General features: G+C 43.5%; 25 protein-coding genes and 2 other annotated features. All 25 genes read left to right on the plus strand.

Going from position 1 to position 24367, the window contains the following annotated elements; all coding sequences use genetic code 11:
- Positions 1–171: 171 nt before the first annotated feature.
- The 25 genes from hutU to rplJ all read left to right on the plus strand — a co-directional run bounded on the left by hutU (position 172) and on the right by rplJ (position 24323).
- Positions 172–1845, plus strand: a complete 1674-nt coding sequence (gene hutU / locus MHH33_RS00940; RefSeq protein WP_342542687.1) for a urocanate hydratase — start codon at positions 172–174, stop codon at positions 1843–1845.
- On the plus strand, positions 1842–3095 hold the full coding sequence (gene hutI / locus MHH33_RS00945) for an imidazolonepropionase (protein WP_342542688.1): 1254 nt from the start codon (positions 1842–1844) through the stop codon (positions 3093–3095). Before hutU ends, hutI begins: the two co-directional genes overlap by 4 nt.
- On the plus strand, positions 3096–4055 hold the full coding sequence (locus MHH33_RS00950; protein WP_342542689.1) for an agmatinase family protein: 960 nt from the start codon (positions 3096–3098) through the stop codon (positions 4053–4055).
- Position 4056: 1 nt separating this feature from the next.
- A complete protein-coding gene (locus MHH33_RS00955) occupies positions 4057–5376 on the plus strand; it encodes a YjiH family protein (protein ID WP_342542690.1) in 1320 nt (439 codons plus the stop codon).
- Between the two features lie 453 nt (positions 5377–5829).
- Complete coding sequence (locus MHH33_RS00960; RefSeq protein WP_016429852.1) at positions 5830–6300, plus strand: CtsR family transcriptional regulator; 471 nt, start codon at positions 5830–5832, stop codon at positions 6298–6300.
- 12 nt (positions 6301–6312) lie between these two features.
- Positions 6313–6858, plus strand: a complete 546-nt coding sequence (locus tag MHH33_RS00965; protein WP_016429853.1) for a UvrB/UvrC motif-containing protein — start codon at positions 6313–6315, stop codon at positions 6856–6858.
- The gene (locus MHH33_RS00970; protein ID WP_016429854.1) at positions 6848–7948 is read left to right on the plus strand and encodes a protein arginine kinase; all 1101 of its coding nucleotides are present in this window, start codon (positions 6848–6850) and stop codon (positions 7946–7948) included. Before MHH33_RS00965 ends, MHH33_RS00970 begins: the two co-directional genes overlap by 11 nt.
- Positions 7938–10376 (plus strand): ATP-dependent protease ATP-binding subunit ClpC, encoded by a 2439-nt coding sequence (clpC, locus tag MHH33_RS00975; RefSeq protein ID WP_016429855.1) that lies wholly within the window; start codon positions 7938–7940, stop codon positions 10374–10376. Before MHH33_RS00970 ends, clpC begins: the two co-directional genes overlap by 11 nt.
- Positions 10377–10487: 111 nt before the next feature.
- Entirely contained in the window at positions 10488–11864 is a 1377-nt protein-coding gene (gene radA / locus MHH33_RS00980) for a DNA repair protein RadA (RefSeq protein WP_016429856.1), read from the plus strand.
- A 229-nt stretch (positions 11865–12093) separates the two neighbouring features.
- Positions 12094–13173, plus strand: a complete 1080-nt coding sequence (locus MHH33_RS00985; RefSeq protein ID WP_016429857.1) for a PIN/TRAM domain-containing protein — start codon at positions 12094–12096, stop codon at positions 13171–13173.
- Between the two features lie 97 nt (positions 13174–13270).
- Positions 13271–13966, plus strand: a complete 696-nt coding sequence (gene ispD / locus MHH33_RS00990) for a 2-C-methyl-D-erythritol 4-phosphate cytidylyltransferase (protein ID WP_016429858.1) — start codon at positions 13271–13273, stop codon at positions 13964–13966.
- On the plus strand, positions 13967–14443 hold the full coding sequence (ispF, locus tag MHH33_RS00995; RefSeq protein ID WP_016429859.1) for a 2-C-methyl-D-erythritol 2,4-cyclodiphosphate synthase: 477 nt from the start codon (positions 13967–13969) through the stop codon (positions 14441–14443). It begins immediately after the preceding gene.
- A gap of 56 nt (positions 14444–14499) precedes the next feature.
- Complete coding sequence (gene gltX, locus MHH33_RS01000) at positions 14500–15963, plus strand: glutamate--tRNA ligase (RefSeq protein ID WP_016429860.1); 1464 nt, start codon at positions 14500–14502, stop codon at positions 15961–15963.
- A gap of 54 nt (positions 15964–16017) precedes the next feature.
- Positions 16018–16242: a binding site (T-box leader), on the plus strand.
- Between the two features lie 177 nt (positions 16243–16419).
- Positions 16420–17082 carry a serine O-acetyltransferase gene (cysE, locus tag MHH33_RS01005; RefSeq protein WP_016429861.1) on the plus strand — a complete coding sequence of 221 codons (663 nt, stop codon included), beginning with the start codon at positions 16420–16422 and terminating at the stop codon, positions 17080–17082.
- A complete protein-coding gene (gene cysS / locus MHH33_RS01010) occupies positions 17079–18479 on the plus strand; it encodes a cysteine--tRNA ligase (RefSeq protein ID WP_342542691.1) in 1401 nt (466 codons plus the stop codon). Before cysE ends, cysS begins: the two co-directional genes overlap by 4 nt.
- Positions 18476–18907, plus strand: coding sequence for a Mini-ribonuclease 3 (locus MHH33_RS01015; RefSeq protein ID WP_016429863.1), 432 nt, complete (start codon positions 18476–18478; stop codon positions 18905–18907). Before cysS ends, MHH33_RS01015 begins: the two co-directional genes overlap by 4 nt.
- A complete protein-coding gene (gene rlmB / locus MHH33_RS01020; RefSeq protein WP_016429864.1) occupies positions 18904–19656 on the plus strand; it encodes a 23S rRNA (guanosine(2251)-2'-O)-methyltransferase RlmB in 753 nt (250 codons plus the stop codon). Before MHH33_RS01015 ends, rlmB begins: the two co-directional genes overlap by 4 nt.
- 1 nt (position 19657) lies before the next feature.
- Entirely contained in the window at positions 19658–20167 is a 510-nt protein-coding gene (locus tag MHH33_RS01025; protein WP_016429865.1) for an NYN domain-containing protein, read from the plus strand.
- 69 nt (positions 20168–20236) lie between these two features.
- On the plus strand, positions 20237–20887 hold the full coding sequence (sigH, locus tag MHH33_RS01030) for an RNA polymerase sporulation sigma factor SigH (protein ID WP_016429866.1): 651 nt from the start codon (positions 20237–20239) through the stop codon (positions 20885–20887).
- 84 nt (positions 20888–20971) lie between these two features.
- Positions 20972–21121, plus strand: coding sequence for a 50S ribosomal protein L33 (gene rpmG, locus MHH33_RS01035; RefSeq protein WP_081637847.1), 150 nt, complete (start codon positions 20972–20974; stop codon positions 21119–21121).
- A gap of 41 nt (positions 21122–21162) precedes the next feature.
- Positions 21163–21348, plus strand: coding sequence for a preprotein translocase subunit SecE (gene secE / locus MHH33_RS01040; protein WP_016429867.1), 186 nt, complete (start codon positions 21163–21165; stop codon positions 21346–21348).
- Between the two features lie 104 nt (positions 21349–21452).
- Positions 21453–21986 carry a transcription termination/antitermination protein NusG gene (nusG, locus tag MHH33_RS01045; protein ID WP_016429868.1) on the plus strand — a complete coding sequence of 178 codons (534 nt, stop codon included), beginning with the start codon at positions 21453–21455 and terminating at the stop codon, positions 21984–21986.
- A 377-nt stretch (positions 21987–22363) separates the two neighbouring features.
- The gene (gene rplK, locus MHH33_RS01050) at positions 22364–22789 is read left to right on the plus strand and encodes a 50S ribosomal protein L11 (RefSeq protein WP_016429869.1); all 426 of its coding nucleotides are present in this window, start codon (positions 22364–22366) and stop codon (positions 22787–22789) included.
- A 117-nt stretch (positions 22790–22906) separates the two neighbouring features.
- Positions 22907–23608: a 50S ribosomal protein L1 gene (gene rplA / locus MHH33_RS01055; RefSeq protein WP_016429870.1), complete on the plus strand. Its 702-nt coding sequence runs from the start codon at positions 22907–22909 to the stop codon at positions 23606–23608.
- 41 nt (positions 23609–23649) lie between these two features.
- Positions 23650–23789: a sequence feature (ribosomal protein L10 leader region), on the plus strand.
- Between the two features lie 33 nt (positions 23790–23822).
- Positions 23823–24323 (plus strand): 50S ribosomal protein L10, encoded by a 501-nt coding sequence (rplJ, locus tag MHH33_RS01060; protein ID WP_016429871.1) that lies wholly within the window; start codon positions 23823–23825, stop codon positions 24321–24323.
- Positions 24324–24367 lie beyond the last annotated feature (44 nt).

The raw sequence follows: 24367 nt of genomic DNA on the forward strand, positions 1-24367 counted from the left end.
TAATCCAATCGGTCTTTTTGTATGTAAAAATGATTGAAACGGGAACAGATTATAAAAATATTTTCAAATCAAAGAAATAATTCAATAAAACATAAAGAATGAACTAAATTATAAATAAATTATCAGAACTTTCACGATACAATGAAACTATTAATAAGGGGGCGAATGAAAATGAAAGCGAATACAATTGAACGAGTTATCCAATATAGAGGAACAGAATTGAACACGAAAGGATGGCAACAAGAAGCCGCACTTCGTATGTTAAACAACAATTTACACCCAGATGTGGCAGAGCATCCTGAAGATTTAGTGGTATACGGAGGAATCGGTAAAGCTGCGCGTAACTGGGAAAGCTACGACGCTATTGTGCGCTCATTAAAAGAGTTGGAGAACGATGAAACCTTGCTGGTTCAATCCGGAAAACCGGTAGCGATTTTCAAAACTCATACAAATGCACCACGTGTGTTGATTGCCAATTCGAATATTGTGCCAGCGTACGCAAATTGGGAAACGTTCCATGAGCTAGATAAAAAAGGCTTGATGATGTACGGCCAAATGACAGCAGGTAGCTGGATTTATATCGGATCACAAGGGATTGTCCAAGGAACATATGAAACATTTGCTGAACTTGCAAAACAACACTTCGGAGAATCGTTGAAAGGTACCATTACATTGACAGCTGGTCTTGGTGGAATGGGCGGTGCTCAACCATTAGCAGTAACAATGGCTGGCGGAGTTTGTATCGGTATTGAAGTAGACGAGACGCGTATCGATCGACGTATTGAAACGCGCTATACTGACGTAAAAACAGATTCGTTGGACGAAGCAATCCGTTTAGCGGAAGAGGCAAAAGCGGAAGGTAAAGCGTTATCGATTGGGTTGCTTGGCAATGCCGCAGACGTCTTACCGGAAATGATCGCACGGGGCTTTATTCCGGATGTGTTAACGGATCAAACTTCTGCACATGATCCATTGAACGGCTATATCCCATCAAAAATGTCATTGGAAGAAGCAGCGAAGCTCCGTTCAGAAAACCCGACGGAGTACGTCAAGCTTTCTAAAGCATCGATGGCGAAGCATGTTTCTTCAATGGTAGAGATGATGGACAAAGGCGCCATTACATTTGATTACGGCAACAACATCCGTCAAGTGGCAAAAGATGAAGGGGTTGAACGTGCGTTTGACTTCCCAGGATTCGTTCCAGCTTACATTCGACCACAGTTCTGTGAAGGTAAAGGGCCATTCCGTTGGGTAGCACTTTCTGGTGACCCGGAAGATATTCGCAAAACAGACGAAGTGATTTTACGCGAATTTAGCTACAACAAGCATTTATGTAACTGGATTAAAATGGCTCAGGAGAAAATTCAGTTCCAAGGCCTTCCTTCACGCATTTGTTGGTTGGGTTATGGCGAACGTGCACGTTTCGGGAAAATCATTAACGATATGGTAGCAAGCGGCGAATTGAGTGCGCCAATCGTTATCGGACGTGACCATTTGGACTCAGGATCAGTAGCTTCACCGAATCGTGAAACCGAAGCAATGAAAGACGGCTCGGACGTTGTTGCGGATTGGCCGATTTTGAACGCGATGGTCAATGCAGTGGGCGGCGCGACATGGGTATCCGTTCACCATGGCGGCGGTGTAGGCATGGGCTATTCCATTCATGCCGGAATGGTCATTTTAGCGGACGGTACAAAAGAAGCAGAAGTTCGTCTGGAACGTGTATTAACAACTGATCCAGGAATGGGTATCGTCCGTCACGTCGATGCAGGCTATGATTTGGCGATTGAGACTGCGCGTGAAAAAGGCGTCAACATTCCGATGCTAAAGGGGTCTGAAGCATGATTCCGGTTTGGATAAAAAATGCAGCACAACTTGTAACGGTAGCCGGTGAAAACGGCCCCCGAGTTCGGGAAGGAATGTCTGACCTCGGGTTGATCGCAGATGGCAGTGTGTGGATGGAAAATGGAAAAGTAGTGGCGGTGGGCACGACGTCTGAGCTTGAAGCTTTATATGGCACACGTGCCCATGAAGCGGATATTATCGATGCAACAGGGCGTTTGGTGACACCGGGTCTGGTCGATCCGCATACGCACATAGCATATGGAGGAAGCCGCGAACGTGAATTCGAAATGCGTCTCGAAGGTGCAACGTACATGGAAATCATGAATGCTGGTGGCGGTATTCATGCGACAACACGTATGACACGAGATGCGTCAGAAGACGAACTGGTGGAACAAACAACGCGCCGCCTAGACTCGTTCCTTGAGCATGGCGTGACAACCGTGGAAGGCAAAAGTGGCTATGGACTAGATTTGGAAACAGAATTGAAACAACTGAGAGTGATGAAACGATTGAATGAAAGTCATCCGATTGACTTGGTTCCAACGTTTATGGGCGCTCATGCAGTCCCTCAGGAATATAAAGGACAAGAAGACGAGTACATCGATCTTTTGGTAAATGACATGTTGCCGAAAGTTGCGGAAGAAAAATTAGCTGTTTTTAACGATGTTTTTTGTGAAGTCGGAGTATTCACACCAGAACAGTCCGAACGAATTTTAGAAGCAGGCAAAAAACTCGGCTTGATTCCCAAAATTCATGCTGATGAAATTGAGTCTTACGGTGGCGCGGAACTGGCTGCCAAAGTTGGTGCAATTTCAGCGGAACATCTATTGAAAGCATCTGATGAAGGTGTGCGTTTAATGGCTGAAGCAGGCGTCATTGCCTGTCTTTTGCCAGCGACCGCTCTGTATTTACGTGAAGAAGCAGCAAAAGGCCGTGCGATGATTGATGCAGGTGTAGCCGTAGCCATCTCAACAGACTGCAATCCTGGTTCGTCACCAACGACTTCGATGCCCTTGGTCATGAATTTGGCCTGCATCTCTATGCGTCTAACTCCTGCAGAAGCATTGGTTGCCGCAACGATGAACGCTGCGTGTGCCATTGGCATGCAAGAGAAAGTCGGTTCATTGGAAGCGGGCAAACAAGCGGATGTCGTAATGTGGAATGTATCCAATTACCAGGAGCTACAATATCTTTTCGGCGTGAATCACGTTGGTTCGGTGTGGAAAAAAGGCGTGCAGGTGGTGGGTTAAATGAAACATTTACAACCGCCTGAATGGTCGTGGCGCGATACTTCCGGAGATTTCGTACATCAGTGGGTAAAACCTCTTGCTGAACAGTCTCCGGACATGGTGATTTATGGCGCGCCCATTTCCCGTTCTTCAATCAGTGTTTCCGGCGCTTCCTTATATCCAATGGAATTCCGCAAATTGTGGAAAGGGTTCTCCTCGTATAACTTAGATGAAGACTTGGATTTGTCTAGCTACATCGTTCGTGATGCGGGAGATGTCGTTATGCATACGACCGATATTTTAATGTCACATGAACGCATTGAAGACACTACATATGAATTAGTCCGCACATTTGAACAATCAACTACATGTTTAATTGGTGGCGATCATTCTGTAACTGCATGTGCGGTAAGAGGTCTTAAGAAGGCCTACCCAGACGAGCGGATTGGCATTTTACAACTAGATACACATCTAGATGTGCGCGACCCGGCCGATTTGGGACCTGCAAATGGTACACCCATTCGTCAACTGATTGATGGGGGCACTGTCTACGGGGAAGATGTCGTCAATATTGGTCTTCACGGGTACTTCAACGCAGCACCATTGGTGGCTTATGCGAAGGAACACGGTATTCGAATGATTACTTTACGTAAAGCACGTGAGCTAGGGGTGGCTCAGTGCGTCGAAGAACAATTAAAGGAATTAGCACAACGAGTGGACCGTGTTTATGTAACTGTCGATATGGATGTGTTGGACATTGCAGTCGCACCGGGTGTTCCCGCTTCTACACCAGGAGGCATGACGGCGGAAGAGCTATTCCAAAGTTTAGTGCGGATCGGCCAACAGGATGCGGTTCGACATATCGATTTTGTCTGTCTGGATCCAACACGAGATGTACCGACAAGTGCCACGGTCAAAACAGGAGTGTATGCATGGTTGGAATTTATCACGGGGAGAGTTCTATCACAAAGGGGGATTTAATATGCAACAAGTGGGAGAACGTTCAAAAATACGTTCAAGTACGGGAATGTGGAAGTTTTTTGTATACAGTTTTATTGGTGCGTTCATGTTTTTCGTGCCGGTCACAATTGGTGAAAAAAATTCAATCATGCTTGACCACATCGTGTCATGGATTCAAGCAAATGCAACTGGGGTTTTACCATATTACTCATTAGTACTTATTCTAGCTGGTGCATTATACCCGTTTTACTCGGGGACTTGGAAAAAATCGACCGTCAACATGGTGTTTTCATTCTTTAAAATCATAGGTTTAGTCGTTGGGATTATGATTGTTTTTGGATTTGGTCCGGCGTGGTTATTTGCTCCTGATATGGGACCATTCTTGTTCGATAAATTAGTGATTTCCGTAGGTTTATTAGTCCCAATCGGGGCGGTATTTTTAGCATTATTAGTAGGTTATGGATTACTTGAATTTATTGGGGTTCTCATGCAACCGATTATGCGGCCAATTTGGCGAACACCAGGTCGATCTGCAATTGACGCAGTAGCTTCTTTCGTTGGTTCATATTCATTGGGCTTGCTAATAACGAATCGTGTTTATAAAGAAGGGAAATACACAGCACGAGAAGCAGCAATTATTGCAACGGGCTTCTCGACTGTATCTGCTACGTTCATGGTTATCGTTGCGAAAACACTTGGCTTAATGGATATGTGGAATTTGTACTTTTGGGTAACACTAATCGTCACGTTCATCGTGACGGCAATTACAACTCGCATCTGGCCGCTGAATCGTATTAAAGATGATTATTATGAAGGCAGTGTGCCACAACCAGAGGTGAAACCTGAAGGAAGTCGCTTGACAGCCGCTTGGAATGAAGCGCAGGAAACCGTTAAACAATCACCTAGTTTACTTGCGAACATATGGGAGAACTTGCGAGACGGTTTATTAATGGCTATGGCGATTTTACCATCAATTTTATCAATTGGATTACTTGGTTTAGTGTTAGCGGAATTCACGCCGATATTTGACTGGATTGGTTACATCTTCTATCCGTTCACCTACATTTTGCAGCTTCCTGAACCGATGCTAGTCGCAAAAGCAAGTGCACTTGGAATAGCTGAAATGTTCCTACCTGCATTGCTGGTTGTGAAATCGGGGATGATTGTAAAATTCGTAATTGCGGTTGTATCTATATCGTCCATCATTTTCTTCTCTGCAGTTGTTCCTTGCATCGTGGCAACAGAAATTCCGATTTCAATACCGAAATTAATCGTTATCTGGGTTCAACGTGTCATTCTGACTTTAATCATTGTTACGCCGATTGCTTTCATGCTGTTTTAATAGAAGTGCCATCCTTGCATAAAAGGATGGCACTTTTTTGTGTTATAGGAGCGTAGCGGAAATAAAAACCATTAAATCAATGAACTTGTAGAAGTATCTCTAAAAGTTAACAAGGATGTGAGACGTGTTTGAGTGATAATCTTGCTCGTTTAATTGATAAATTTTCACAAACTCAAAGTAGGCCGTGAAATCGTCACACTATCTAAGTATACTAGTCAATAAGATTGATAATATCTGAATATTCTTGCTATAATTTTCACTTAAGAAAATAGCTTTTTATTTTAGAAAAAACGGAACGAAAGCATATGAATTGCACACTTCCTATCTCCCCTTATATAATAAAGTCAAAGTTAGTCAAAGTCAGGTACATGGTGCATCCTATTGGGATGCCCACGTGAAATATAGCCACTAACCTTAATCGCACTCAGAGTTAATTGATCAGGAGGTGATTGCATGCGGAATATATCAGATATTATTGAAGGGTATTTAAAGAAAGTTATCGAATTAGATGAAAAAGGGCATGTTGAGATAAAGCGCAGTGAGATTGCGGAGCAGTTTCAATGTGTGCCTTCACAAATTAATTATGTGATTAATACGCGCTTCACCGCTGACCGTGGTTACCTCGTTGAAAGTAAGCGGGGGGGCGGGGGGTATATTCGAATAGTTCGGGTACGCGCTCATACGAAGGCTGATTTAATTGAAACCATTCTGGCAAGTTTAGAGCGTGGAGCTTCTCAAACGATGACGGAAGATATTATCTTTCGTTTAATCGATGAGAATGTAGTGACGAAGCGTGAGGCGAAAATGATGCTCGCGGCACTCGATCGTACAACCCTCAATACCCCATTGCCGCATCGAGATGAATTGCGTTCACGCATATTGCAAGCGATGCTTATGACATTCAAGTATGAACAGTTAAAGTGAGGCGAGCGCGAGATGATTTGTGAGAATTGTAAACATCGTCCGGCAAAAGTTACCGTGACGCAAATACAAAATGGAGAACAGGTGCAACGACATTATTGTGAGGTCTGCGCAAAAAATTTCCATCCGTTTCATTTGGATTTTCAGCAGGATCCACTTTCGCTACATCAGTTATTGTCCAATTGGTTTGGCGTCCCGGAAAGCAAACAAGTGCAACAAAAACCTCAACCAGAAGCTAAGACATGCAGTTCATGTGGATGGACATTCCGACAGTTTTTAAACCAAGGGAAGTTTGGGTGTGCACATTGTTATGAAAGTTTTCACGAACAATTACCGGATGTCTTCAAAAAATTGCACAACGGCAATGTGAAACATGTGGGAAAAGCGCCAGGTACATTTGGCCAAACACTGCAATTAAAAAAACAAATTGAAGCAATTCGCACGTCCATGCGCACGGCGATTGAGATTGAAAATTTTGAAGAGGCGGCACGACTTCGGGATGAAGCTCGCTCGTTAGAGGAACAGCTGCACAGCGGAGGTGAAAACCGAGATGTCCATTGAACGTTTTCTGAATAATTCCGTTACAAGTTGGATGGCCGGCGAGGGAGAGCATGCAGATATCGTGATGAGCACGAGAATCCGGCTCGCCCGAAATTTAACAGGTTACCGATTTCCACTTTCTTTTACGGAAAATGAAGCGCTGCAAGTAGATCAAGCGATTTCCTCAGTTTTACTTGATGCAGAAGCGGAACTTGAGTCGACCTTTTCGTATATAGATATAAAAGAGCTATCTGCGCTCAATCGGCAAGTGCTGGTTGAAAAGCATTTAATCAGTCCGAAATTGGCTCACTCGGAAATAGCAGGGTCCGTTTTATTATCAGATGATGAAGCGGTCAGTGTGATGGTCAATGAAGAAGATCATATTCGCATACAATGTATTTTCCCGGGAATGCAGTTAAACGAAGCATGGCGTCAGGCAAACCATATAGATGACGTCCTTGAAAAAGAACTGCCCTATGCATTTGATGAACAGTTTGGCTATTTAACGAGTTGTCCGACGAATACGGGCACTGGCCTACGGGCATCGGTGATGATGCATTTACCAGCACTCACTATGACAAAGCAAATGGATCGCATTGTAACAGCGATTACACGTCTCGGGATGGTCGTACGAGGAATCTACGGAGAAGGTAGTGAAGCCCTCGGCAATGTGTATCAAGTATCAAATCAAACAACTCTCGGGAAATCAGAAGAAGATATCTTAACTGATTTGCAAAGCATCACGGAACAAATTATTCAAAAAGAACGTGAAGCAAGAGCGGCTCTCTTACATACGAGACCGAATGTATTGGAAGATCGTCTGTATCGTTCACTTGGTGTTTTGACGTATGCACGGCTTTTAACAACAGAAGAAGCGGGACGCTGTTTATCAGACGTGCGTCTTGGCATCGATCTAGGTTTGATTAAAGGTGTCGATGTTTCAATTTTGAATGAATGCATGGTTTTCATGCAACCAGGTTTTTTACAGAAGTATGCAGATACGTCCCTGCAACCCGAAGAACGCGATGTGTTTCGGGCAAAGTTGTTTAGGGAACGGTTGCAAGTAGACAATAATTTAGACAATGAAGGAGAGGAACCTCATGATGTTTAATCGATTTACACAACGCGCACAAAAAGTACTCCAATTAGCTCAAGAAGAAGCCATTCGTATGAAGCACGAGTCAATTGGTACTGAACATATATTATTAGGATTAATTCGAGAGGGTGGCGGAATTGCTGCCAAAGCAATGGAAGCAATCGAAGTCAGTCCGCAAATGATTGAAGAAGGCATTGAAGAACTGGTAGGAATGGGAACTGGTGACGTAGGTCCAATCGTTCATTACACACCACGTGCGAAGAAAGTCATTGAGTTATCAGTAGACGAATCGCGTAAACTGGGCCATTCATACATCGGCACAGAGCATTTATTGCTGGCATTGATTCGCGAAGGTGAAGGTGTAGCTGCTCGTGTGCTTAACAATTCAGGTGTCAGTTTGAATAAAGCACGTCAACAAGTGCTGCAATTACTAGGGAGCAACGATCATGTTCAAGCGAACAGCGGAAACAATCCTGCTGCGAGCACACCAACGCTTGATAGCTTGGCTCGTGATTTAACACAAATTGCACGCGAAGGAAGCTTGGATCCAGTCATTGGACGTAGCAAAGAAATCACGCGTGTCATTGAAGTGCTATCACGTCGTACGAAAAACAACCCTGTTCTTATTGGGGAACCGGGTGTCGGTAAAACAGCCATCGCTGAAGGTTTGGCACAACAAATTGTGCAAAATGAAGTACCGGAAATTCTGCGTGACAAACGCGTCATGACATTGGATATGGGTACAGTTGTTGCGGGTACAAAATACCGTGGTGAGTTTGAAGATCGCTTGAAAAAAGTGATGGATGAAATTCGCCAAGCGGGTAACGTCATTCTATTTATCGATGAGCTCCACACATTGATTGGTGCCGGTGGTGCAGAAGGCGCTATTGATGCATCAAATATCTTGAAACCGTCACTTGCTCGTGGCGAACTTCAATGTATTGGTGCAACAACGCTTGATGAATACCGTAAATATATTGAAAAAGATGCTGCTTTGGAGCGTCGTTTCCAACCGATTCAAGTGGATGAACCTTCAGTTGAAGAGTCCATTCAAATCATCAAAGGACTTCGTGATCGTTATGAAGCCCATCACCGTGTGAAAATTACGGATGCAGCGATTACTGCAGCGGCTAAAATGTCAGACCGTTACATTTCAGACCGTTTCTTACCGGACAAAGCCATTGATTTAATTGATGAAGCCGGTTCGAAAGTGCGTTTGCGTTCATACACGACACCGCCGAATTTGAAAGAACTGGAAACTCGTTTAGAAGCAATCCGTTCGGAGAAAAACGCGGCTGTTCAAAGCCAGGAGTTTGAAAAAGCAGCATCATTCCGTGATACGGAACAAAAGCTGAAAGAAGAACTCGAAAGCACGAAGAAGTCTTGGAAAGAAGAACAAGGCAGAGCCGAGTCTGAAGTAACTGTGGAAGATATCGCGGCAGTTGTTTCCATGTGGACGGGAATTCCGGTTTCAAAACTGGCACAAACCGAGTCTGAGAAATTATTGAAATTAGAAGATACATTGCACCAACGTGTTATCGGTCAAGCGGAAGCAGTTACAGCGATTTCTCGTGCAGTACGCCGAGCACGCGCTGGATTGAAAGATCCAAAACGTCCAATTGGTTCATTCATTTTCCTTGGGCCAACTGGTGTCGGTAAAACAGAACTTGCCCGTGCACTTGCAGAGAGCATGTTTGGCGACGAAGATGCAATGATTCGCGTCGACATGTCCGAGTACATGGAAAAACACTCGACTTCACGACTTGTCGGTTCACCTCCTGGTTATGTTGGATTTGAAGATGGCGGTCAATTGACAGAAAAAGTTCGTCGCAAACCGTATTCTGTTATTCTTTTAGATGAAATCGAGAAAGCACATCCAGATGTCTTCAATATTTTGTTGCAAGTGTTGGAAGATGGTCGCCTAACTGATTCTAAAGGACGCACAGTCGACTTCCGCAACACGGTTGTTATTATGACATCCAACGTTGGCGCGGAAGCGTTGAAGAAAAACAAATACGTCGGCTTCAACTTGCAAGACGGCGAACAGAAATACAAAGACATGAAAGGCAAAATGCTCGAAGAGTTGAAAAAAGCCTTCCGTCCTGAATTCTTAAACCGTGTCGATGAAATGATTGTGTTCCATTCTTTAGAAAAAGAACACTTGAAAGAAATCGTGACATTAATGACTGCTCAATTAACGAAACGCTTGAAAGAGCAGGAAATTGAGCTTGTGTTAACAGAAGCGGCTCAAGAAAAAATCACAAAAGAAGGGTACGACCCAGAGTACGGTGCACGTCCGCTCCGTCGTGCACTTCAAAAACACGTGGAAGATCGCTTGTCTGAAGAACTATTAAAAGGTACGGTGTTGACAGGAAACAATATTGTGTTCGATGTTGAAAACGATGAATTTATCGTTCGTACAAAAGAAGCAGTAACAGAATAAAACTATTGGAGCATTCCGGCGAGGCTGTTCGGAATGCTCTTTTTTACATAATGCTCTATGTAAACGATGTTGTTGATAGTAGTAAAGGAATCTGCGAAAGTAGGAGGTACTATGGCTAAACGTAAAACAAAATTCTTGTGTAACTCATGTGGCTATGAATCTGCTAAATGGATGGGACGCTGCCCTGGTTGTGGCGCATGGAACACCATGGTGGAAGAAGTGGAAGTGGTCGTAAAAGGACCCCGCCGCACGTTCCAGCATTCTGAAAAAATCGCACAAAAAGCGACCCCGATTACAGCTGTTGAAACGGTTGATGAACCACGCGTAGATACGGATCTTGCTGAATTGAACCGTGTACTTGGAGGCGGAATTGTACCTGGGTCACTTATTTTGATTGGTGGAGACCCCGGTATCGGTAAATCCACACTGTTGCTGCAAGTTTCCTCATTACTGGCGAACAAAGGGCAACGCGTATTGTATATGTCTGGGGAAGAGTCCATCCGACAAACGAAACTTCGTGCAGAACGTTTGGGTGTGGCATCTTCTGAGCTCTATATTTATTCAGAAACCAACTTGGAACTAGTGAATGAGGCAATCGATCAAGTCGAACCAAAGTTTGTCGTAATTGACTCCATTCAAACAGTTCACCATCCTGAAGTTACGTCTGCCCCAGGTAGCGTTTCACAAGTGCGGGAATGTACAGCGGAATTGATGCGCATTGCCAAAACGAAAAACATTGCGATTTTCCTTGTGGGTCATGTAACGAAGGAAGGTCAGATTGCCGGACCGCGATTACTTGAACATATGGTGGATACAGTTCTGTACTTCGAAGGCGAACGTCACCATACGTATCGCATTTTGCGTTCACAGAAAAACCGTTTTGGTTCAACCAACGAGATTGCTATTTTTGAAATGTTACAAGGTGGATTAAAAGAAGTATTGAACCCTTCTGAATTGTTCTTGCAAGAACGTTCACAAGGAGCGGCAGGTTCAACCGTTGTCGCTTCTATGGAAGGGACACGACCGATTCTGGTTGAAATTCAGGCTTTGATTACGCCGACGAGTTTCAACTATCCGAAGCGTATGGCAAGCGGGATTGATCAAAACCGGATTTCTTTACTGATGGCCGTATTAGAGAAGCGGGTCGGAATGCTGCTGCAAACGCAAGATGCCTACATTAAAGTAGCCGGTGGCGTGAAGCTGGATGAGCCAGCCATCGATTTGGCTGTCTTGACGACCATCGTTTCCAGTTTCCGTGATGTTGCGGCGAGTGCACATGACTGCTTTATTGGAGAAGTGGGGTTAACAGGTGAAGTGCGTCGTGTGTCCCGAGTGGAACAACGCGTGCAGGAAGCGGCGAAACTTGGATTCAAACGCGCAATTATTCCAGCGTCGAACCTTGGCGGCTGGGACTATCCGAAAGGTATTCAAGTGGTTGGCGTTGAAACCGTAAATCAGGCATTAAAAGAAGCTTTCCCGAACGCTTAGGCGTTTTGGGAAAGCTTTTTCTCTAGTATCTCGAAGGAGGAGATTCCGCTGGGAGAATCTAGGTGAAACCGAACCGTGCGGATTAAAACCTCTGCCACGCCGATTAACTTCCCTACACCATAAATTCCAAGTGACTGACGCTTTTCATAAGAAACTTTACGATTGCCTTCTTCGTCAAGTAGGTGTTTCCGTTTGAAAACGTGTATAATCAAAAACAGGAGGTGGGCCAGTGTTAAAGTGGATTATTCGAATTACATTTATCTTGATTGGTGGAACGCTCGGGTTACTTTTTTTACCGCAATTATACGATCTTATACATTTATCTTCTAACCCGTGGCTGAACAATCCGTATGTGTCTGTGCTAATAGGAGCCATTCTTTTGTTTGTACTTGCTTTACTGTTGACCGACTATTTGATCGAGTTTTTAAGTTGGATGGAAGATCGATTGCTGAAAGCGCCAATTGGTGATTTGTTGTTTGGTACACTCGGTCTGATTATTGGGCTTAGTGTCGCATTTCTTTTGAATTTTGCGGTGGATTCCATACAGCTTCCAGTCATTGATGCGGTACTTCCCATATTGCTGACCATCACTTTAGGATATCTTGGTTTCCAGGTAGGCTTCAAGAAGCGCGATGAAATTGTTCAAATGTTTACTGCTAATAAAACGGTTGTACAAAAGAAAAAGTTCGATGAAAACAACCCTCAGGAATTGCAACAAGCATCATATAAATTACTCGATACAAGTGTCATTATCGATGGTCGGATTTCTGATATTTCTGCAACGGGTTTCCTTGAAGGGGTGCTTGTCGTACCTCAGTTTGTATTAACTGAACTTCAGCATATTGCCGATTCTTCGGATACATTGAAACGTACACGAGGTCGACGTGGTCTTGATATCTTGAAACAACTTCAGTCCGAGCGAGCTTCAGCTGTTTTGATTACAGAAGAAGATTTTGATGATGTGGCAGAAGTTGATTTGAAACTGATGCGTCTTGCGAAGAAAATGGACGGCATGGTAGTGACCAATGATTTCAACTTGAATAAAGTGTGTGAATTGCATCAAGTGCCTGTTCTGAATATCAATGATCTTGCGAATGCGGTCAAACCAGTCGTGATTCCCGGTGAAGAAATGCATATCGTGGTCATCAAAGATGGCAAAGAACAAAATCAAGGTGTAGCTTATCTAGACGACGGAACGATGATTGTCGTGGAAGATGGCAAGTCGTATATCGGCCAAGCAATTAACGTCATTGTTACAAGTGTTCTTCAAACTTCGGCTGGGCGAATGATTTTTGCTAAAACGAAATAAACAATTACACCTAAAATAAGAGGCTGCCCTTTCTGTCAACAACACCAGACAGCTAAGGCGGCCTCCTTTTCCATCAAGAAAGAGGAGAATACTTGAAATGAAATATATCGTTGTATTACCGGCTGCGGGTAGCGGGAAACGGATGAAGGCCGGACGTAATAAATTATTTCTTACATTGCGCGATAAGCCAATTCTCATCCATACACTTGAGGTCTTTGAACAAGATACAAATTGCGTTGGGATCTGGCTCGCAGTGAAGCCTGAAGAGCGTGTGACGATTCAGGAGATGTTGAACGAGTATAACATTACGAAAGTGAAAGGGATGCCTGAAGGTGGCGAGGAACGTCAATACAGTGTGTATGCCTGCGTCCAAGCAGCTGAGCATGAGGCTGACTTGATTCTCGTGCACGATGCGGCAAGGCCTTTCATCGAACCAGCCGTGATTTCCCAATTGGTTCAAAAAGCTCATGAGACCGGTGCTGCCATCGCTGGTGTGAAAGCAAAAGACACCATGAAACGTGTACGCAATCACATTATTGAAGAAACGGTGGACCGTGATCAATTGTGGATGATCCAGACTCCACAAGCTTTCCGTAAGGACATTTTGATGAAGGCGCAACAGCAAGCAGAACAAGATGGGTTTCTCGGGACAGATGAATCCATGTTAGTCGAACGACTGAATATCCCTGTGTACGTGGTAGAGAGTACGTATGATAATGTAAAAATGACGACACAAGAAGATTTATTGATAGGCGAAGCCATCTTACAAAAACGACAGCAGGAGGAAAACTAAATGTTTCGAGTTGGACAAGGGTTTGATGTACATGAATTTGCAGAGAATAGACCGCTTATTTTAGGTGGCGTGACGATTCCATACGAAAAAGGTTTAATCGGGCATTCAGATGCCGATGTTTTATTACATACAGTAACGGATGCGGCACTGGGCGCAATTGGTGAAGGGGATATTGGACGTCATTTTCCCGATACGGACCCTGAATTTAAAGATGCAGATTCCGCAAAATTACTTGCATACATTTGGAACATCGTTGAAGAAAAAGGCTATAAATTAGGCAATGTGGATTGCACGATTATTGCACAGGCACCAAAGATGGCACCTTATATTAATCAAATGCGTGACCGCATCGCACAACTGCTAAATGCGGAACCAACGCAAGTGAATGTCAAAGCGACAACAACCGAAAAGCTTGGCTTTACGGGACGTGGAGAAGGCATCGCGGCACAGGCGACGATATTACTCATTCAAAAATAAGTATGACCTGTGTTAAACTGGACAAAGTTTAGCACGTATTCGAGGAGGACACACACATGACACAAGAAGTTCGCGTACGCTACGCACCAAGCCCAACAGGAAATTTACATATTGGTGGAGCCCGCACTGCCTTATTCAACTATTTATTTGCACGCCATCACGGCGGTAAATTCATTGTTCGTATTGAAGATACGGATATTGAACGTAACATTGAAGGTGGCGAATTATCGCAACTGGAAAACTTGAAATGGCTTGGCATGGAATATGATGAGTCTGTTGATATCGGTGGACCATATGCTCCTTACCGTCAAATGGAACGTTTGGACATTTACCAAAAGCATGCAGTAGAAATGCTTGAAAATGGTCATGCGTATAAATGTTTCTGCACAACGGAAGAGTTGGAAGTTGAGCGTGAAGAGCAAAAAGCAAAAGGTGTCGCTGCACCAATGTACAAAGGTACATGCCGTAACTTAACGAAAGAACAAGTGGCGGAAAAAGAGGCGGCAGGTCTTGCACATACCATTCGCATGCGTGTACCTGCAGATGTAACGTATACATTTGAAGACTTGGTGCGCGGTTCGGTTTCATTTGAATCGAAAGATGTTGGTGACTGGGTGCTTGTTAAAGCAAATGGTATTCCGACTTATAACTATGCAGTTGTTTTGGATGATTATTTCATGAAGATTTCTCACGTATTCCGTGGGGAAGAACATTTATCAAATACACCAAAACAAATGATGGTATTTGACGCATTTGGTTGGAAAGCGCCTGAATACGGTCATATGACATTAATCATCAACGAAAGCCGTAAAAAACTTTCAAAACGTGACGAATCGATTATTCAATTCGTTGCTCAGTATAAAGATCTTGGTTATATCCCAGAAGCAATGTTCAATTTCTTTGCGCTTCTTGGCTGGTCTCCTGAAGGAGAAGAAGAAATCTTCACGAAAGAAGAATTCATTCGCCAGTTTGACGTCAATCGCTTATCTAAATCACCATCGATGTTCGATAAACAAAAACTAACGTGGATGAACAATCAATATGTGAAGCAACTGTCTCTTGAAGAAGTAGTTGAACTTGCATTGCCTCATTTACAAAAAGCTGGTCGCTTGCCTGAAACATTGACAGAAGAAGAAAAACAATGGGCAACGGGCGTTATCGCGCTTTACCATGAACAAATGAGTTTCGGTGCTGAAATTACTGAGCTAACTGACCTATTCTTTAAGGATGAACTTGCATATGATGAAGAAGCTACTGCTGTTTTAGCTGGCGAACAAGTGCCGGAAGTTATGGCATCTTTCAAAACGCAACTTGAGCAACTGGAAGTGTTTGAAGCAGATGCTGTCAAAGCAGCAATCAAAGTCGTGCAAAAAGAAACGGGACATAAAGGCAAGAACTTATTCATGCCAATCCGTGTTGTGACGACTGGTCAAACACACGGTCCGGAATTGCCTAACGCAATCGCGTTAATCGGCAAAGAAAAAGTACTTGCGCGTGTGGAGAAATTCGCAAAACAATAAGTTTGACTTTCATGCATGATGGTGTGAAAATGAAGCTATCTTTAACCAAAACATCAAAACGCTTTGATGAGGAGAAGTACATAAGGCACGCTCTTTAGAGAGGACCACCACCGGCTGAAAGTGGTCTGAGCTTAGGCACTATGGAAATGCACCTCTGAGCGCTCAGCTGAACCATTTAGTAAGCGAGCCGTACCGTCTACGTTACAAGACGCCAAGTGGGAAGGACCGCAAAACATCCTTCCAATCAGAGTGGAACCGCGCTATTACAGCGTCTCTGTCAGTCAATGACAGGGGCGCTTTTTATTTTGGTCAAAAAACTGTGAGGTTGTCTCGTAAAGTAAACTTGGAGATGAGACCTGTTTGAGCGTTAAATTATTCACAAGCCAAATATAGGGCTACCGATCGAATCAAAATCAAACAAAACATTTAACAAAAACTAACACAGGAGGAACGATGATGTTCAGTCGAATGAAAGAAGATGTTGAAGTCGTCTTCGAGCAAGATCCAGCTGCCAGACGTGTGCTGGAAGTTGTGCTGACGTATGCCGGGTTACATGCGGTTTGGGCACACCGTGTCGCACATGCGCTCTTTAAGCGAAAATTCTTTTTCCTGGCGAGAGTCGTATCGCAAGTGAGTCGATTTTTCACCGGAATTGAAATCCATCCGGGTGCCAAAATTGGTCGCCGCTTTTTCATAGACCACGGAATGGGTGTAGTCATAGGGGAAACGTGTGAAATTGGCGATAATGTAACGATATTCCAAGGAGTGACACTTGGTGGTACAGGTAAAGAACGAGGGAAACGACATCCCACGTTACACGATAATGTATTGGTAGCAACAGGAGCAAAAGTACTTGGGTCGATTACGATCGGCGAAAACAGTAAAGTCGGTGCAGGCTCGGTTGTATTGAAAAATGTTCCGCCAAATTCAACGGTTGTAGGTATTCCTGGAACAGTCGTCGTGCAAGATGGAATCAAAGTGAAACGTGACTTGGATCACCAGGACTTGCCGGATCCAGTAGCGGATAAATGCAATATGCTAGAAGAAAAAATTGCCGTCTTGCGCGAGCAAGTCGCGCTTGTCAGTGAACAATTCGAAAAGGAGCGAAACGTTAAATGAGCATTCATATTTACAACACATTGACGCGTCAAAAAGAACCATTTGTGCCGCTTGAAGAAGGCAAGGTGAAAATGTACGTATGTGGACCGACAGTATATAACTACATCCACATCGGGAACTCCCGTCCGGTAATCGTCTACGATACCGTACGTCGCTACTTGAAGTACCGTGGATATGAAGTGAATTTCGTTTCTAACTTTACGGATGTTGACGATAAAATCATCAAAACGGCAAATGAACTGGGTGAAGAAGTATCCGAATTAACCGAACGTTTTATCGCCGCTTATTTTGAAGATGTGGTTGCACTTGGTTGCCAGAAAGCGGATGCTCACCCACGTGTCACGGAACATATGGACTCTATCATCGAATTCATCGAAGTCTTAATCGAAAAAGGCTATGCTTACGAGTCGCAAGGTGACGTTTATTACCGCACACGCAAGTTTGAAGGGTACGGCAAATTGTCCCAACAATCGGTTGATGATTTAAAAATCGGCGCACGCATTGAAGCGGGCGAAAAGAAAGAAGATGCACTTGATTTTGCATTGTGGAAAGATGCGAAGCCGGGTGAAATTTTCTGGAAGAGTCCTTGGGGCAATGGTCGTCCGGGATGGCATATTGAATGTTCCGTTATGGCTCGTGAAATTTTGGGAGATACGATTGACATTCATGCAGGTGGACAGGATTTGACATTCCCGCATCATGAAAACGAAATTGCACAGTCTGAAGCATATACAGGTAAGCAATTTGCGCGCTACTGGATGCATAATGGATATATCAATATTGACAACGAAAAAATGTCGAAGTCCCTTGGTAACTTTGTATTGGTGAACGACATTCGTAAACAAATCGATCCTCAAGTGTTGAGATTCTTTATGTTGTCGGTTCATTACCGTCACCCAATCAATTTCTCGCAAGAGCTTGTGGAAAATGCGGAAAATGGGCTGGCGCGCATTCGAACATCATACTCGAATTTGGCGCATCGTCTTGAAGCATCTCCTGAACTAGGGGATCACAAGGATATCTGGTTAAACAAAATCGAAGAAGTCCGCACCCAATTCGTTACGGCAATGGACGATGATTTCAATACGGCCAACGGAATTGCTGCCTTGTTTGAACTGGCGAGTCTGGCTAATGTATATCTAATTGAAAAACATACGGAAGCGGTTGTTCTTACTGCATTCATGAAAGCATTGAAAGAACTTTCACTTGTTTTGGGTATTGAAGTGGAAGTAAAAACAGAAGTACTGGATGAAGAAATTGACGCTCTTATTGCGGAGAGAATCCAGGCGCGTAAAGATAAAGATTTCGCTCGTGCAGATGCCATCCGGGATCAATTGAAAGAAATGAATATTTTATTGGAAGATACGGCGCAAGGCATCCGTTGGAAACGCGGATGAACAAAGAATATTCACTTCGTCCGGCAGATGTAAAACAATTGAATTCACTGGCCCTTGCGTATATGGGGGATGCCGTCCTGGAGCAAGCGATTCGTGAACATTTGATTCGTTCAGGACGAGTTAGACCCAATACACTGCATAAAGAAGGAACTAAATATGTTTCGGCGAAAGCCCAGGCATCCGTGGTGCGTGTGCTACTCCAAGAAAAGTTTTTGACGGAAGATGAAGAAGCGGTGCTAAGACGCGGGCGTAATGCCAAGTCTGGCACCATTCCCAAAAATACAGATGTACAAACGTACAAATATAGTACGGCGTTTGAAGCGGTTCTCGGAAGTTTGTACCTATCCGGCAACTTCGAACGCGTGAAGGAAATAATCGAAAAAGCTATTACCACTATAGAAGAACCGAAAGGAGAATCGATATCGTGACTGAACTTGACAATGAAATCGTATCAGGGAAAAATCCAGTGCTGGAGGCCCTTCGCTCCGGGCGAGATATGAACAAAGTATGGGTAGCGGAAGGTGTCAAGAAAGCGGGAATCGCCGAGTTGTTACAACTTGCGAAAGAAGCGGGCATCATCGTCCAGTTTGTGCCAAAAAACAAAGTGGACCAATTGACGGACGGAGCCAATCACCAAGGGGTAGCAGCTTCAGTAGCAGCTTATCGTTATGCAGAAATTGATGAGCTTTTCGAACGTGCTGCTTCACGCAATGAAGATCCATTCTTTTTGATTTTGGATGAGTTGGAAGATCCACATAACCTGGGTTCTATTTTGCGAACAGCTGATGCGACTGGCGTGCATGGTGTCATTATTCCGAAGCGTCGTGCAGTTGGACTAACTGCAGTCGTGGCGAAAACATCTACAGGGGCAATTGAGCATGTGCCGGTAGCACGCGTTGGTAATCTAGCACAAACTGTTGAAGATTTGAAAAAGCGTGGCGTGTGGATCGCGGGAACGGATGCTAAAGGCTCGGCTGATTACCGTCGCATGGATGCGAAATTACCATTGGCAATCATTATAGGCAGTGAAGGAAAAGGAATGAGTCGCTTGCTGAAAGAGAAGTGCGACTTCCTCTATAACATGCCGATGGTTGGGCGCGTAACGTCGTTAAATGCATCCGTAGCAGCTGCTATCCTGATGTACGAAGTATTGCGGAACCGCCTGCCGGTTAATTGAGATGGACATTTTACTCGTCGATGGCTATAACATTATCGGCGCATGGAAAGAATTGCGTGCATTAAAAACAGACAAGCTCATTGATGCCAGAGACAGGCTGATTGAAATGATGGCGGAATACAAAGCTTATTCAGGTTGGCGAGTCATTGTAGTGTTTGATGCACATCTCGTACCTGGGATTGAAAAAAAGAAGAAACAATATGATGTCGAAGTTATTTTCACCAGGGAAAACGAAACTGCGGATGAACGTATTGAAAAATTAACATCACAATTAATGACAAGACGTGATCAAGTGCATGTAGCTACATCTGATTTGACGGAACAATGGGTGATTTTCGCACAAGGCGCACTAAGAAAGTCTGCACGAGAACTTGAAATTGAAATGGAGTTAGTTCAGGAGAATATCACGAAGAAGGTGAAGGCTATCCAGGAGCAGCGCCCGTTTTCCAAAATCCAGCTAAGTAATGAAGTGGCAGAAATTTTTGAAAAATGGCGCAGAGGGATGAAATGAGTCGTTGACGCTCGATTTCCACATCCTGTATACTAGGGTCAAACTATGCAGACGGCCGAGGTGATACTGTTGATTAAGAGTGACTATGTACACGTGAAGCTGCACCAATTTGAAGACTTACTAGATGACGAGCTTGTGGAATTGGTCCACACTGGCGATTCTGATGCGCTTGACTTTTTAATCACCAAATATCGATCTTTTGTGCGTATGAAAGCCAGGTCTTACTTTTTAATCGGGGCTGATAAAGAAGATATCATTCAAGAAGGAATGATTGGACTTTACAAAGCGATTCGTGATTTCAGAGGGGACAAGCTCTCATCGTTTCGAGCATTCGCAGAACTTTGTATTACACGTCAAATTATAACTGCTATCAAAACAGCTACACGTCAAAAGCATATCCCACTCAATTCATATGTGTCATTGGACAAGCCGATTTTTGATGAAGAATCAGACCGCACACTAATGGATGTGATTTCGGGCTCTGCTATTGATGATCCCGAAGAACTGATGATTCACCGTGAAGATTTTGATTACATGGAAGAAAAAATGAGTGAAATTCTGAGCGAATTGGAGAGGCAAGTACTTGCCTTGTATTTGGATGGACAGTCTTACCATGAAATTTCAGAAGAATTAAATCGTCATGTAAAATCCATAGACAACGCATTACAGCGTGTGAAGCGGAAACTTGAACGGCACATTGAAATTGGTGGCGTTCATTGAAATCTTCACCTGGGCGTTTGTTGACAGTCTAAACCGTAGGTGATAGTCTTTAAAAAGACAAATGCTGACTTAAAAGGTGATAAAATGGCTAATAAAGTCGTCTTAAGCTGTGTGCAATGTGGTTCGCGAAACTATACAGTTCCTGCTTCAAAAGAAGGATCGAGTGAGCGTCTGGAACTGAAAAAGTATTGCTCCCATTGCAAAGCGCATACGGTTCATAAGCAAACGTTGTAAATATAGACATAGATAATTTTTACTCGGAGGGTTAAATCAGAATGACTAATATCAGTGGTTTCTTTGGTAATGTTGTCTCGGAAATGAGAAAAGTTAGTTGGCCTAAACGTAAGGAAATGACTCGTTATACAGTCATTGTACTTTCAACGGTCGTAATTATGGCAGTATTTTTCGCAGTCGTTGACCTAGGAATTTCACAAGCGTTTCGCTGGTTCCTTAAACTGTAATTTGATAACAGATAGCACTTGTGGAGAATAGCCCGTCAGAAACTTAGAACGGGTTTTTTCATTTGTCTAAGAAATGGAGGGACGGACGAACAGTCCTGCTACTTATGGAAAAGAATTGGTATGTTGTTCACACGTATTCTGGATACGAGAACAAAGTAAAAGCAAATCTTGAAAAGCGTGTTGAAACGATGGGTATGTCCGATCTGATCTTCCGCGTCATTATCCCGGAAGAGCAAGAAACGGATTTTAAAGATGGTAAAAAACGTACAGTTATGCGTAAAACATTCCCTGGGTATGTTTTAGTTGAACTTGTGATGACAGACGATTCTTGGTATGTCGTGCGAAATACTCCAGGCGTTACTGGATTTATCGGTTCTTCAGGTGGTGGAGCAAAACCGACACCATTATTGCCGGAAGAAGTAGAATTCATCCTGAAACAAATGGGCATGACAGAGCGCAAAATTGAAGCGCAATACACGGTTGGGGAAATGGTTGAAGTTCTTGAAGGACCATTTGCACACTTCCAAGGTAAAGTGGAAGAGATTGATGATGCAAAAGGTAAGTTGAAAGTTTCTGTTGATATGTTTGGACGCGAAACGAAAATGGAACTTGACTACGACCAAGTTATTAAAATGTAATTAGAAAAGTGAAAACGCCACTCGATGCGAAAGCTAGCTTTCGCTAGATTAGGGGAAGGAAGGCTAAATTCCCGACATCGTGTCGGAACGCCTTCATGACCCACATCCTGTGGCCCTAAGCTTAGGTGAGAGCTGGCGCTTGCAACTAGACATTAGCAATCTTGAATGGAAAAAAAGCATTTAAAATCTAGTTCATAGAACCTTTTTCCAAAAGCTACTTGCTTAAGTTTTGGAAAAATGGTATTATTTCAAAGGTCAGACTGAAATAGTGTAGTCTGCGAAAATTTTAGCTTATGCTCAGCTAGTAGCTGACAGACAGATATTGAGTGGGAGGGGCAACCCAATTACCACATCACGGACTTAAGGAGGTGTGTCTCGTGGCTAAAAAAGTTGTTAAGGTAGTAAAATTACAAATTCCTGCTGGTAAAGCAAATCCAGCACCGCCGGTTGGTCCAGCATTGGGTCAAGCAGGTGTTAATATCATGGGATTCTGTAAAGAATTCAACGCACGTACGGCAGATCAAGCTGGACTAATTATCCCTGTTGAAATTTCTGTATTTGAAGACCGTTCATTTACATTCATTACAAAAACTCCACCTGCAGCAGTATTACTTAAAGTGGCGGCTGGTATCCAGTCAGGTTCTGGTGAACCAAACCGCAAAAAAGTTGCTACGGTGAAGCGTGATAAAGTTCGCGAAATCGCTGAACAAAAAATGCCAGACCTAAACGCAGCATCAGTTGAAGCAGCTATGTTGATGGTTGAAGGTACTGCGCGCAGCATGGGTATCGTCATCGAAGACTAATCCCTGCACTTGATGATGCATTAGTTTTTGGGGGGTTGCGGATGTCTATAAGACACGCAACCCTTATTCGTGGGAGGTTTATTCCGCTAAAACCACAATCAAGGAGGACATTTTACAATGGCTAAAAAAGGTAAAAAGTTGCAAGATGCAGCGAAATTGGTAGACCGTACTAAATTGTACGCAGCTCAAGAGGCAATCGAACTTGCTAAAAAAACGAGCACTGTTAACTTTGACGCAACAGTTGAAGTGGCATTCAAATTAGGAATCGACACACGTAAAAATGACCAACAAATCCGTGGAGCAGTAGTACTTCCAAACGGAACTGGTAAAACTCAACGTGTATTAGTTTTCGCTAAAGGCGAAAAATTAAAAGAAGCAGAAGCTGCTGGCGCTGACTTTGTTGGCGATACAGAGTTCATTAACAAAATCCAACAAGGATGGTTTGACTTCGATGTAATCGTAGCTACTCCTGACATGATGGGTGAAGTTGGTAAATTAGGTCGCGTTTTAGGACCAAAAGGCTTAATGCCAAACCCTAAAACTGGTACTGTAACATTCGACGTAACTAAAGCGATCGAAGAAATCAAGGCTGGTAAAGTTGAGTACCGTGCTGACAAAGCTGGTATTATCCATGCACCAATCGGTAAAGTTTCTTTCGACGACAACAAGTTAGTTGAAAACTTCTTGGCAGTATTTGATGTAGTTCAAAAAGCTAAGCCTGCGGCAGCTAAAGGAACTTACATGAAATCAGTTAACGTTACAACTACAATGGGTCCATCTGTAAAAGTGGATTCTTCTAGCGTAAAAGTTAACAAATAAGGTTGACAGTTTAAAGTCTATCTGTTAAGATGACTTTTGTTGTAAATAAATTATTTGTACCGTAGACAGTAGGGGCGACTTGTCGCATAATGATCCTACCGAGGACATGCATTCAGATTCTTTTTAAGATGACGTTTCAGCCCCTGTGTCTATATAGATCCAGGGGCTTTTCTTTTGGCGGTATAAATGACTCATTCTATTAGGAGGTGTCCAGATGAGCAGAGCAATCGAAGCTAAAAAAGTTCGTGTTGAAGAAATTACTGAAAAGTTCCAAACAGCAGCAACTGCAGTAGTAGTTGACTACCGTGGCTTGAGTGTTTCTCAAGTAACTGAACTTCGTAAACAACTTCGTGAAGCTGGCGTTGAATTCAAAGTGTATAAAAACACAATGACTCGCCGTGCAGTTGAAGTTGCTGGTCTTGAAGGCTTGAACGAAAGTCTTACAGGTCCAAACGCAATTGCGTTTTCAACAGAAGACGTAGTAGCGCCAGCGAAAATCCTTAACGATTTCGCTAAAAAGAACGAGAACCTTGAAATCAAAGCTGGTGTGATCGAAGGTGCAATCGCAACTGCTGAAGATATTAAAGCACTTGCAGAACTTCCTTCTCGCGAAGGTTTGTTGTCAATGCTACTCAGCGTTCTACAAGCTCCAATGCGCAACTTCGCGCTTGCAACAAAAGCTGTTGCAGAACAAAAAGAAGAGCAAGGCGCGTAATTCGTTACAAGGCTTAGCTGTTTAAACCCGGGTATAACCCAAAC

This window comes from Paenisporosarcina sp. FSL H8-0542, from assembly GCF_038632915.1.
GTDB lineage: Bacteria > Bacillota > Bacilli > Bacillales_A > Planococcaceae > Paenisporosarcina.